The organism is Exiguobacterium sp. SH1S21 (genome assembly GCF_004337175.1).
GTDB lineage: Bacteria > Bacillota > Bacilli > Exiguobacteriales > Exiguobacteriaceae > Exiguobacterium > Exiguobacterium aurantiacum_A.
This window is the reverse complement of record NZ_SJUY01000001.1, coordinates 215962-228468: the sequence shown is the minus strand read 5'-3', so window position 1 is coordinate 228468 and position 12507 is coordinate 215962. Positions and strand designations below refer to the sequence as shown.

The 12507-nt window shown below is 56.0% G+C and carries 13 protein-coding genes; all 13 read left to right on the top strand.

From position 1 onward, the window contains the following. Nucleotides 1-70: 70 nt before the first annotated feature. The 13 genes from EVJ24_RS01135 to EVJ24_RS01075 all read left to right on the top strand — a co-directional run bounded on the left by EVJ24_RS01135 (nt 71) and on the right by EVJ24_RS01075 (nt 12504). Nucleotides 71-1114, top strand: coding sequence for a polysaccharide biosynthesis protein (locus tag EVJ24_RS01135; protein ID WP_131438962.1), 1044 nt, complete (start codon nt 71-73; stop codon nt 1112-1114). Between the two features lie 10 nt (nt 1115-1124). Further along, nucleotides 1125-2255, top strand: a complete 1131-nt coding sequence (locus EVJ24_RS01130; protein WP_131438961.1) for a glycosyltransferase family 4 protein — start codon at nt 1125-1127, stop codon at nt 2253-2255. A gap of 20 nt (nt 2256-2275) precedes the next feature. Continuing rightward, the gene (locus tag EVJ24_RS01125) at nt 2276-3535 is read left to right on the top strand and encodes an ATP-grasp domain-containing protein (protein ID WP_131438960.1); all 1260 of its coding nucleotides are present in this window, start codon (nt 2276-2278) and stop codon (nt 3533-3535) included. Further along, nucleotides 3499-4614 (top strand): polysaccharide biosynthesis C-terminal domain-containing protein, encoded by a 1116-nt coding sequence (locus EVJ24_RS01120; protein WP_131438959.1) that lies wholly within the window; start codon nt 3499-3501, stop codon nt 4612-4614. The genes EVJ24_RS01125 and EVJ24_RS01120 overlap by 37 nt, the downstream gene beginning before the upstream one ends. 12 nt (nt 4615-4626) lie before the next feature. Then, a complete protein-coding gene (locus EVJ24_RS01115) occupies nt 4627-5607 on the top strand; it encodes a glycosyltransferase family 2 protein (RefSeq protein WP_131438958.1) in 981 nt (326 codons plus the stop codon). A 14-nt stretch (nt 5608-5621) separates the two neighbouring features. Then, nucleotides 5622-6320: a WbqC family protein gene (locus EVJ24_RS01110; protein WP_236637507.1), complete on the top strand. Its 699-nt coding sequence runs from the start codon at nt 5622-5624 to the stop codon at nt 6318-6320. 23 nt (nt 6321-6343) lie between these two features. Next, a complete protein-coding gene (locus EVJ24_RS01105; protein ID WP_131438957.1) occupies nt 6344-7465 on the top strand; it encodes a DegT/DnrJ/EryC1/StrS family aminotransferase in 1122 nt (373 codons plus the stop codon). Further along, nucleotides 7462-8436 carry a glucose-1-phosphate thymidylyltransferase RfbA gene (rfbA, locus tag EVJ24_RS01100; RefSeq protein ID WP_131438956.1) on the top strand — a complete coding sequence of 325 codons (975 nt, stop codon included), beginning with the start codon at nt 7462-7464 and terminating at the stop codon, nt 8434-8436. Before EVJ24_RS01105 ends, rfbA begins: the two co-directional genes overlap by 4 nt. Beyond that, complete coding sequence (gene rfbB, locus EVJ24_RS01095; protein ID WP_131438955.1) at nt 8339-9388, top strand: dTDP-glucose 4,6-dehydratase; 1050 nt, start codon at nt 8339-8341, stop codon at nt 9386-9388. The genes rfbA and rfbB overlap by 98 nt, the downstream gene beginning before the upstream one ends. 6 nt (nt 9389-9394) lie before the next feature. Then, nucleotides 9395-10372, top strand: coding sequence for a glycosylase (locus EVJ24_RS01090; RefSeq protein WP_131438954.1), 978 nt, complete (start codon nt 9395-9397; stop codon nt 10370-10372). Continuing rightward, the gene (locus EVJ24_RS01085) at nt 10369-11310 is read left to right on the top strand and encodes a hypothetical protein (protein WP_131438953.1); all 942 of its coding nucleotides are present in this window, start codon (nt 10369-10371) and stop codon (nt 11308-11310) included. The genes EVJ24_RS01090 and EVJ24_RS01085 overlap by 4 nt, the downstream gene beginning before the upstream one ends. Next, complete coding sequence (locus EVJ24_RS01080; protein WP_131438952.1) at nt 11307-11726, top strand: GNAT family N-acetyltransferase; 420 nt, start codon at nt 11307-11309, stop codon at nt 11724-11726. Before EVJ24_RS01085 ends, EVJ24_RS01080 begins: the two co-directional genes overlap by 4 nt. 130 nt (nt 11727-11856) lie before the next feature. Next, on the top strand, nt 11857-12504 hold the full coding sequence (locus tag EVJ24_RS01075; protein ID WP_131438951.1) for a DsbA family protein: 648 nt from the start codon (nt 11857-11859) through the stop codon (nt 12502-12504). Nucleotides 12505-12507 lie beyond the last annotated feature (3 nt).

The following is a 12507-nucleotide window of genomic DNA, read 5'->3' as shown; positions in this document are numbered from 1 at the left end:
GGCGGGTAAAAGACTTCATACACAACCTCCTGACCTCTCAGACGATGCACCTCAGAAAGGAGACTCGATCATGTTTTCGAATAAGACTTTGCTCATCACCGGCGGGACCGGCTCGTTCGGCAACGCCGTCATGGAACGGTTCCTCCATACGGACATTAAAGAGATCCGCATCTTCTCGCGCGACGAGAAAAAACAAGAAGACATCCGCAAGCGCTACAACGATGACAAACTGAAATTTTATATCGGTGACGTGCGCGATTCGAATAGCGTCAAAAACGCGATGTACGGCGTCGATTACGTGTTCCACGCCGCGGCGCTCAAACAAGTCCCATCGTGCGAGTTCTTCCCGATCGAAGCCGTCAAGACGAACATCCTCGGCACCGAGAACGTCTTGAACGCTGCGGTCGACGCCGGTGTCGCGAAAGTGATCTGTCTGTCGACGGACAAGGCGGCCTATCCGATCAACGCGATGGGCATCTCGAAAGCGATGATGGAAAAAGTATTCGTCGCCAAGGCACGCGCCGTCGGTCCGGACAAGACGCTCATCTGCGGCACCCGTTACGGAAACGTCATGGCGTCCCGCGGCTCGGTCATCCCGCTCTTCGTCGAACAGATCAAAAACGGGGAACCGCTCACCGTGACCGACCCGCTCATGACCCGGTTCTTGATGAGTCTCAGTGACGCGGTCGAGCTCGTCGTGTTCGCCTTCAATTATGCGCACGCGGGCGACATCATGGTCCAAAAGTCACCGGCTTCGACGATTGGTGACCTCGCCGAGGCGCTCAAACAATTGTTCCAAGTCGACAATCCGGTCAAAGTCATCGGCACCCGGCACGGCGAGAAGACGTTCGAGACGCTCATGACACGTGAAGAACACGTCCTCGCCGAAGATATGGGTGGTTTCTTCCGCGTCCCGGCTGACAACCGTGACCTCAACTACGACAAATATTTCAGTGAAGGCAGCAGGGAGCTGACGGTCCAAGGCGAGTACAACTCGAACAACACCGAACAGCTCGGCGTCGAAGACGTGAAACGGCTGCTGTTGACGCTACCCTACATTCAAGCAGAACTCGCAGCTTGGCACGTGCCGAGTTCGACGAAGCGGATCGGGTGAGGTGAATCTGATGAAACAACGACTCGTCTTCATCACGAACATCGCCGCCCCGTATCAAGTCAAGTTCTGCTACGCCCTCCAAGACCATTTCGATACCGAGTTTTGGTTTTATGACCAATTGACGGCCCGGCGTCCCGACTGGTGGAAAGTCCCGCTCGGTGATCGCTGCCGAGTTCTATCGGGTTCACGATTTATTGGGCCACTTAATTACGTCTCCTTTGATGTGTTTAAACAACTCAATCGATTTGAGCCAGATATTATTTTGCTTGGAGGTTTCACACCGCTTCATTCGCTCATCTTGAAGATCGCGAAACGAAAAGGAAGTAAAGTCGTCGTCTTGAGCGAGCCTATCCGCGACGTGTCAAACGAGGATAACGCTTCGGATAAGCTACTCGAACGAGTCAATGCGAAATGGAAGACACGAATTTTGCATCACATGTTTGCTGGAGCTGACCTCATCTTCGGAATGGGACAAGTTGCGCGTGATCAGTTCGTTCGTGAGTTCGGCTTTACTGATAAACAAGTCGTCAATGCACCGTATCCAATCGATATCGAGGCATATTTCGACCATCCGCTTCGTGTGAAACGGCGAGGTGACCCGATTCGAATCTTGTTCGCGAACCGGCTCATCGACCGCTACCAACCGCTCATCGCCTTAGAAGCGTACCGGGCCTTGAAACGAGACTACCCGAACCTGTCGCTCGCATTGAATCGCGATGGACACTTGTACGAGGCGTGTCGTGACTACATCAAGGAGCATGACCTCGAAGGTGTGACGTTCTTGGATGACATCGACGCCTGGGACAATATGCATCTCGTCTATCGTGAATCAGATATCCTCGTGCTGCCAGCTACGTATTCCAATGGCAACATCACCATCATTGAAGCGTGTGCCTCGGGTATGGGAACGATCGTCAGTCGCCACGTTGACAACGTGTCGCGTCATTTAAAGGAAGGTGAGAACTGTTTCAAATGTGAGCCAACCGCGGAGTCGCTCGAGGCGTCGCTTCGGAACTATCTGGAAGTACCGGAACTTCTCGAAATACATGGGGCCCTTTCAAAGCAAAACGTCGAGCATCGACGAAATTCTAGTACTGCTTTAACGTATCGGGATTTAATCGCACAAGCTAATCTCATCTGACGACAAAGGAGATTAACAACATGATGAAGCTCATGTTACTCGGAGGAGCCATGCACCAAACGCCAGTTATTTTGAAAGCGAAAGAGAAAGGGATTTTCACGATTTTATGCGATTACTTGTCGGACAACCCGGGGCGTCACGTCGCTGATCGCTATTATTGCGTCAGCACACTCGACCGGGATCGCGTGCTCGAATTGGCACAGGAAGAGAAAATCGATGGGATTCTCGCCTACGCGTCCGACCCGGCCGCTCGGACCGCGGCTTACGTCGGCGAAGCACTCGGACTCGTCACGAACCCGTTCCAGACGGTCGAGACGTTGACGAATAAAGCCAAATTCCGTGCCTTCTTGAAAGAGAACGGCTTCCCGACGCCTGAGGCATACGCTTTCACCGAATTCGAGACGGCCGTTTCAGCACTGTCGACGCTGCGTGGGACGTACGTCGTCAAACCAGCCGACTCGTCGGGCAGCAAAGGAATTAGCCGCATCACCTCGTCGGATACGCCCAGGAGGATTCGCGAAAAGCTAGCCGCCGCCTTCGAGGTGTCACCGGGCGGAGAGATCGTCGTCGAGCAGTTCATCAAACGTGATGGCTATCAAGTCGCAGGAGACGGGTTTGTGATCGATGGAAAACTCGTTTTTCGGTGCTTTGGGAATGGTCACTTCAATGATAAAGGGATCAATCCATACGCACCGATTGCTGCGAGCTTTCCAAGCGTTCATTCGGAGGAAATCCAAAAACGTGTCCATGAAACACTTCAGCGTATGATCACAGCAGTCAAATTTCAGAATGGGGCACTCAATTTTGATATTCTCGTTTCTGATCGAAAAATATATTTGATTGATATCGGCCCCCGTAACGGCGGCAACTATATCCCGCAGATCATCGAACAGGCGACCGGCGTCGACATGGTGAGCGCGACGATCGACCTCGCGCTCGGACGCCCGGTCGAATTGGAAATGAAACGTGTCACGACGCCGTCGAGTTACTTCATTCTCGGCAGTCAGATCCCAGGCCGTTTTATCGGACTCACGTTCGCATCCCAAGGGTACACAATCGTCAAATCGAATTTGGCCTACGCGATCGGTGCGGATATCCCACGCTTCGAAGGGGCGAACAAATCGCTCGGCAGTCTCATCCTTCGGTTTGAAGACGTGCCGACGATGCTCCGCTTGCTCGATCATCCGGACAAATGGGTGACGCTTCACGTCACGCCGGCTATTCAACGGAAGGAGGATTTCTCATGGACATCGTCGTCACCGGAACAAACGGCTTTTTAGGAAAACACCTCACGCACGCACTTGAACAGGATGGGCACAACGTCCTTAAAGTCACGCGGGAGACGCACTTCGCTGAACGCAGCCGGATGCTCCGAGCGGCCGACTTCGTCTTCCATCTCGCCGGCATCAACCGACCGGAAGACCCGCACGAATTCATCACCGGTAACGTCGATTTGACCGAGGTCATCGCGACGGAGCTGTTGTCATACAACCCGGTCCCACTCGTGTTCGCCTCGTCGATCCAGGCGACGCAAGACAACGACTACGGCCGCAGCAAGCGTGACGCGGAAAACGTGCTCGTCGTCTACAGTGAACGCTCGGAAATGCGGGTCCACGTGTTCCGCTTGCCGAACGTGTTCGGGAAGTGGGGGCGTCCGTTTTACAACAGCGCCGTCACGACGTTTTGTCATCAGATCGCGCGCGGCGAGACGGTCACGGTGAACGACCCGGACCGATTGCTCACGCTCGCCCACGTCGATGACGTCGTCGCCTCGTTTCTTGACACGTTGACGACGGACGTCTCGCTCTATCCGACCGTCCCGGCGCATGAAATCTGCCTGCTCGACGTCGTCCGCACACTCGAGGCGTTCGAGACGATGCGGGCGGCGCACAGCGTACCGGACTTGTCGGACGCGTTCACAAAACAGCTGTATAGTACGTACACAAGTTACTTACCGAGAGAGCGGATGGTGACTCCGCTCCTGATGCACCGTGACGCGCGCGGCTCGTTCACCGAGTTTTTGAAGACGCCGGACCGGGGGCAAGTGTCGGTCAACGTCGCCAAGCCCGGCATCAAAAAAGGGGAGCATTGGCACGACACGAAGCATGAGCAATTCCTCGTCGTCAGCGGGGAAGGGGTCATCCGGCTCCGCGAGGTCGACGGGACCGAAGTCATGACGTTCCATGTGAGCGGGGAAACGCTCGAAGTCGTCGAGATCCCGCCTGGATACGTCCACAACATCGAGAACGTCGGCACGACCGAACTCGTCACCCTCATGTGGGTGAACGAACCGTTCGACCCGGGTCAGCCTGACACGTACGCCGATACCGTCGCCCGAACTGAAACCGAAGTGCTGTGAGGAGGAAATGCGATGATCATGGTCAGTATCAACTGCATCACGTATAACCATGAGGCGTATATCGGTCAGGCGATCGAAGGATTCCTCATGCAGGAGACAGACTTCGACTTCGAGATCCTGATTCATGAGGATGCGTCGACGGACCGGACGGCTGAAATCGTCCGGAGTTACGAACGTCTTCATCCCGACAAGATCCGGGTCATCTATCAGACGGAGAACCAGTACTCCAAAGGCGTGTTCGTCAACTTGTTGAACGAAGAGCGGGCCCGCGGCAAATACGTCGCCCTCTGTGACGGTGACGACTACTGGACCGACCCGCACAAGCTGCAAAAGCAAGTCGACTACATGGAAGCAAATCCCGACTGCACGCTTTGCTTCCACGACGCCTACGTCGAGACGGACGACACGTTGCATACGGACTGGCGTGTCATTCCATGGCTGCCTGAGAACCGGAAATATGCGTCGTTTGAAGCGCGGACGTATAACGCCGGTGAGCTGCAACTGCTCGGATTCATTCCGACGATGTCGATGATGTATCCGAACGGGCTGATCGTGAACGGACCCGACTGGCTGAGCGATACGCCGGCGAGCGACGGTTCGATGAAATTATACGTCGCGAGTCACGGCTACGCCTACTATATGCCCGAGGTGATGAGCGTCTATCGGTTCGGCGTCAAAGGTTCGGCGACGACGATCTGGAACGAAGGGAATCTCGAGCGGGATATCGCGCGTCACGAGGCGTTCATCCGCTTCATTGACACGTTCGATGCGTATTCGAAAGGACAGTACCGTCAAGAGATGGAGATTTCACGGATCTCGTTCGAGGTCGGGTTACACCGGTTGAGACGAGACTATGCCGCTTTGAAGTCACCACGGTACGACCGCTACCTTGACCGCTTCGTCGGCAAAGAGCGGATTCGTCCTTATTTGATGGTGCGGCATCCGATCGTCACCGAACTGTTGATTCGGCTTCGGTCGCTACGGGCGACGTAAGGAGGGCGACGAATGTGAAACTGGCGATCATGCAACCTTACTATTTTCCATACCTCGGCTACTTCCAACTCATGGCCGCGGTCGACACGTTCGTCATCCTGGACGATGTCCAGTTCATTAAAGGGGGCTGGATCCATCGCAACACAATCCTGCTCGAGGGTAAAACGAAGCCGATTTTAATGCCGGTCGAGCACATGTCCCAACTGCGTTTGATCAACGAGCATGACCGTGTACTTGATGCGAAGCAGCGGCACTCCCAGTTACGTCTCATCCGTCACGCCTATCAGCACGCGCCTCACTTTGACGACGTCATGCCGATGGTCGAGCGGATCATGAAAGACGAGGAGCGGAACGTCGCCGCTTACTTAGGGCGTCTCTTGAGTGAAGTGCGTGACTATATCGAATTCGACACATCAATCCTCTATTCGTCTGATCTCACGAACGACAAAAATGCGAAATGTGAGCATCTCGTTTTATCCATCTGTGAACATTTAGATGCGGACCATTACATCAACGCAATCGGGGGCACAGCCTTATACGATAAAGCGATGTTCGCCGAAGCCGGGGTCGTGCTCGACTTCATTAAGATGGAGCCGGTCACATACCGGCAATTCAATGAACCGTTCACACCGAACTTGTCGATCATCGATGTGCTCATGTTCAATTCGAAACAGAAAGTCCGCGAGCTGCTGAACGCCTACACGCTAACTTGACTTAATAGAAGGAGAGGGACTAGATGAACTTACCGAAACACGATCTGTCGCCGCCAATCCCCGTGACACGTCCGGCGATGCCTGAGTTCGAGGCGTACGTCGAGATGATCCGGCCACTCTGGGACAGCCGCTGGCTCAGCAATCGCGGCGAACACGTCCGCGCACTCGAAGAAGAATTGACGGGATTGCTCGGTACAGAGCACGTCTCGCTCCTGACGAACGGACATTTGGCGCTCGAGACGGCAATCGACGTCCTCGGCCTCTCGGGCGAGGTCATCACGACACCGTTCACGTTCGCCTCGACGACGCATGCGCTCGTGCGAAAAGGACTGACGCCGGTCTTTTGTGACATCAATCCGCTCGACTATACGCTAGACGTCTCGCAGCTCGAGTCGCTCATCACCGACAAGACGTCGGCCATCCTTCCGGTGCACGTGTACGGCAACGTCTGCCACATCGACGAGATTGACCGTATCGCCAAACGGCACGGGTTGAAAGTACTGTACGATGCGGCCCATGCGTTCGGGGTCACGCATCAAGGACGGAGCATCGCCACATATGGAGACATGAGCATGTTCAGTTTCCATGCGACGAAAGTATTCCATACAGTCGAGGGCGGTGCGCTCGCCTACGATGAGACGAGTTACCGAGACGCCATCGAACAGGCCGTCAACTTCGGCATCACTGGACCTGAATCGGTCGAATCGGTCGGGGGCAACGCCAAGATGAACGAGTTCCAGGCGGCGATGGGGCGCTGTAACTTGCCGCGGTTCGAGCACGACGTCATGAAACGACGCGCTATCGTCGAACGCTATGATGAACGGCTCAGAGGAATCCCGACGATTCGCTTGAACCGCCGAGGCGACAACACCGTCTCGAACTACGCCTACTATCCGGTGCTGTTCAAAGGCGACCGGCGCCGCCGCGACGAGATGATGGCTTGGCTCGCCGAACACGGCATCTTCGCCCGGAAGTACTTTTATCCGCTCGTCACCGATTTTGGTTGTTATACGTTCGACGCCCGCGTGCCGAACGCGAAATATGTATCCGACCGCATCTTGACGCTGCCGCTCTATCCGGACATGACGCTCGAGATGGTCGACCGGATTTGCGACTTGATTATTGAAGGAGGGAACCGGACATGAAAGGAATCATTTTAGCAGGCGGTAATGGGACACGGCTCTATCCGATGACGAAAGCCGTCTCGAAACAGTTGCTCCCGATTTACGACAAGCCGCTCATCTACTATCCGATGTCGGTCTTGATGCTCGCTGGGATCCAAGACATTCTGCTCATCTCGACACCGAAGGACATCTCTGGTTATGAGCGGTTGTTCGGGGATGGACATCAGCTCGGGTTGTCGATCACGTATAAAGTGCAAGACAAACCGGTCGGTCTCGCCGACGCCTTCATCCTCGGTGCGGACTTTATCGGTGACGACTCGGTCTGCCTTATCCTCGGAGATAACGTTTTTTATGGACAGGATTTGACGCAGTTTTTACGTGACGCGAAACAACGCGAGACGGGGGCGACCGTGTTCGGGTATCCGGTCAAGGACCCACGTGCGTTCGGTGTCGTCGAGTTCGACGATAATCGCCGCGTCATCTCGATCGAAGAGAAACCGGCGCAGCCGAAGTCGAATTATGCCGTACCTGGTCTCTACTTCTATGACAACCGTGTCGTCGAGTACGCGAGACAAGTACAACCGTCCCCGCGCGGCGAGCTCGAGATCACCTCGATCAACCAGATGTACCTAGAGGCCGGTGATTTGAACGTCGTCTTGTTCCGACGCGGGATGGCGTGGCTCGATACGGGGACGCCAGAAGGTATGATCAAGGCGTCGGTGTTCGTCCAGACAGTGCAAGAGCGGCAAGGTTACTATATCGCCTGTCTCGAGGAGATCGCCTGGCGCCGCGGGTTCATCACGTCAGACGAACTCCGCGATATCGGCCAAACGTTAAAGATGACGGATTACGGGCAGTACATCCTATCACTTCTTGAAGAGGAGCGTGTCGAAGATGAAGACTTTACTCGTAACTGGCGGAGCCGGGTTCATCGGATCAAACTTCATAAAGATGCTTCTGGAAAACGAGCAGTGGCGTATCGTCAACCTTGACGCGCTCACGTACGCCGGTAACCTCGAGACGCTACAAGACATCGACGACCCGCGTTACGTGTTCGTCAAAGGTGACATCCGGGACCGCGAGACGGTCGAACGCGTGTTTGCGACGTATGACGTGACGCGCGTCATCCACTTCGCGGCCGAGTCGCACGTCGACCGGAGCATCGTCGAACCGGACGTGTTCTTGACGACGAACGTGCTCGGGACACAAGTGCTGTTAGACGCGGCAAAGCGGCACTGGAATTTACGTCCTGATGATAAACACTCACGTGACTATTCGGAAGGCGTCAAATTCGTCCACGTCTCGACCGACGAGGTGTACGGGACGCTCGGGCCAGACGGGCTCTTCACCGAGACGACCCCGCTCGCCCCGAACAGTCCATACTCGGCCTCGAAAGCGAGCTCCGACCTCATCGTCCGAGCCTATCACGAGACGTACGGCCTCCCGGTCAATATTACGCGTTGCAGCAACAATTACGGACCATACCAATTCCCCGAGAAGCTGATCCCGCTCATGATCCAACGCGCCGAGCGCGGGGAGACGCTCCCGGTGTACGGTGACGGTCAACAGATCCGTGACTGGCTCCACGTCAAAGACCATTGCGTGGCGATTTGGACGGTCGCTGAGCGGGGACGCGACGGCGACGTGTATAACATCGGTGGCAACAATGAACAAGCGAACGTGACGATCGTCCGCTTAATTTTAGAACTGCTCGGTAAAAATGACTCCCAGATCACATTCGTCACCGACCGGCCCGGGCACGACCGCCGCTACGCGATCGACAACACGAAGATCACGACCGAGCTCGGATGGCGTCCGGCCTACACGTTCGACCAAGGCTTGCGGGAGACGGTCGACTGGTACGTCACGCATCCTGATTGGATCGACCACATCGTTTCCGGGGATTATGCACACTACTACGACAAGATGTACGCGAAAGGGTGACGGGGAATGGCTGAGACGACGAAGACGACGTACGAATGGACGAACCGGCGCTTGCTGTTCAGTCCGCAACGAGATACCGACATCGATTGGATGGATGCATTCGCGCAGGCGCCGTCCGTACTCGAGCGCGAGACGTATTTGCGCATCTACTTCAGTTGCCGGCCGAAACCAATCGATGGCCGCTACGTCAGCTATAGTGCTTACGTCGACGTCGATAAACGAGACTTCTCGATTTTACGTGTGAGTGAACAGCCAGTGCTCACGCTCGGGGAGCGGGGCACGTTCGACGAGTTCGGCATCTATCCGTTCTCGGCGATCGACGTCGGGGACGAGGTACACGCCTACTACGGGGGTTGGACACGTTGTACGTCGGTTCCGTTCAACGTCAATGTCGGTAAAGCAGTGAGTCAAGACGGTGGCAAGACGTTCGAGCGGATCGGGCCGGGACCGGTTTTGTCGTATACGCTCGATGAACCGTTCGTCTTGAGCGGGCCGAAAATCCGACGCTTTGGAGACGTGTGGTACTTGTTTTACATCGCGGGCCGAGAGTGGCTCATGCACGAGGGCAAACCGGAACCGGTGTACAAGATCCGTCTCGCCACGTCAGCCGACGGCGTGAACTGGGTGAAACAAGAGCGCGACTTGATCGAGAGCATCATCCCGGACGAGGCGCAGGCGAGCCCGGACGTGTTTTATGAGAACGGGTCGTACCATATGTTCTTCTGTTATCGCGACGCGACCGATTACCGGAAGAATCCCGAACGGACGTATCGGCTCGGCTATGCGTCGTCTCAGGACTTGTTGAACTGGACGCGCGACGATGACGTCATGCGCTTCACCCGCTCAGACGTCGGGTTTGACGACGAGATGGTCGCCTATCCACACACGTTCGTCGTCGGCGGGAAGCGTTATCTGCTCTATCTCGGCAACGAGGTCGGACGGGCCGGTTTCGGCATCGCCGAGCGGAAGGAGGAAACGACATGAAGTGGCGGAAACTCGGGCATATTTTCGATCCCAAGCCGCACGGCTTTTTCGGGGACTATTCAGCGTTCGCTCAATCACCGCAAGCACTCGTCTTCGACGACTTCGTCCGCATCTACTTCTCGACCCGGGAGCCGGATGCGGACGGGACGTTCAAGAGCCATATCCGTTACGTCGATATGACACCGTCGTTCGAAGTGATTGCCGTATCGCACGACCCGGTCATCCCGCTCGGAAAACTGGGCACGTTCGATGAGCACGGAATCTTCCCGTTCCACGTCACGCGGACGGACGCGGGCCTGTACGGATATACGAGCGGCTGGAGCCGACGCGAGTCGGTGTCGGTCGAGACGGGGATCGGCCTGTCGGTCAGTCATGACGACGGGCATACGTTCGAGCGGCTCGGTGACGGGCCGGTGCTATCAGCGAGTGTCGATGAGCCGTTCCTCGTCGGGGACCCGTTCGTCTTCACGAAAGACAAGCAATATATGTACTACATTTACGGTACGACGTGGAAAAAGGGACCGGACGGCGTCGCCGAACGGACGTACAAGATCGCGCTCGCGACGTCCGAGGACGGGCGCACGTTCACTCGGCACGGCCGCATCGTCGATGATGTGATTCCAGACGAGAGCCAGGCACTCCCGACCGTGTTCGAGGCGGGTGGCCGCTATCACATGGTGTTCTGTTTCCGTGACACGTTCGGCTTCCGGGACGACCCGACGCGCGGCTACCGGCTCGGTTACGCTTATTCCGACGACCTCATGCAGTGGACGCGCGACGACGCCTCGCTCGGTTTCGAGCGGAGCGACTCGGGGTGGGATTCAGCAATGGAGTGTTACCCGCACGTGTTCGAGATGAACGGGCGGCAGTATTTGCTGTATAACGGCAACGCCTTCGGACGCGACGGCTTCGGTGTCGCCGTCTTGGAGGACGTATGATCACGCTCGGCCGCGGGTCGGTCGCCGACTACGAGGCCCACCTCGAGGCGTGTGATGCGTTGTTCCCGACGGCATTGTCGGAACGGATCGACTTGCACGAATATGCGCGCAAGCTGCATGACCAGGCGACATCGTTCGAACTGTGGGACGACGACCGGTTGATCGGTCTCCTCGCGGTCTATTTTGATACGGATGTCGCCTTCATCAGTCATATCTGCGTCTTGCCGGAGGCGCCGAAAGGGAGCGGGCATGACTTGTTGGTCAGACTGTGCGATGAAGCGGCGCGGCAACATAAGCAGTTGATCCGGCTTCACGTCGAGAAGACGAATGAGCACGCCATTTCATTTTATAGAAAGCATGGCTTCATCGGGACGGGACAAGCGGGGAACGATGTGATTATGGAGCGCGAAGCGTGAAGGTTCTGAATAGAATCGAAGCGCTTCTTTTTGTCGTCACCGCGATTCGTCAACAGAATGTCACTCGAATTTTTTGGGGGTGTTGGTATAACATAAATATGTGAAGGATTGAACGAATGGAGGATGAAGGATGAAACGAAAAGCATGGATGTTGATTGGGTTGATGATCGTACTAGCCGCTTGCGGGAAGAGCGAGGCGGATGAACGAGGAGAGCAGTTTACATATACGAGGTATGAGCTCCCGCTCGAAGATAAAGTCGCGCTCGGCGATGGTTCGCACGAGATCGTCTTCGTCTTTGACTACAGTTGCCCGTGGTGCAAAAAATGGATGGAGAGCGTCTTGCCAGAGATCGAGTCGCGGTGGATCGAGACGGGAGAGGCGACGTTCAAAGGACAGCCGCTCGTCTTGTTGAATGAGCAGTCGCAACTGCTCGCTAGTGTCGATGCGAATGCGGAACAAGTGATGCCGGAACGGTACTATGCGTTGCAACGCCACATCGGGCTCGACGCCGAGACAGTCTCGGACTTTGGCACGGAGGCGTACGTCCACCGGCTCGCGGAAACGTTCGATGTGGACGCGGAAGCTCTGCTCGCGCCGCAAGTCGACGCGGGGATTCAAAACGCACGGCTCTATACGCGTGACCTCGGCGTCGAATACGTGCCGACCGTGTACGTGAACGGGATCAAGTTGCTCGACGCGTTCAGCTTAGAGGAGATGGAGCGGGTCATGTCTGGCGAGATTGAGGCTGGGGAACAAGTCGAGATGCCTGAAGAATGAACA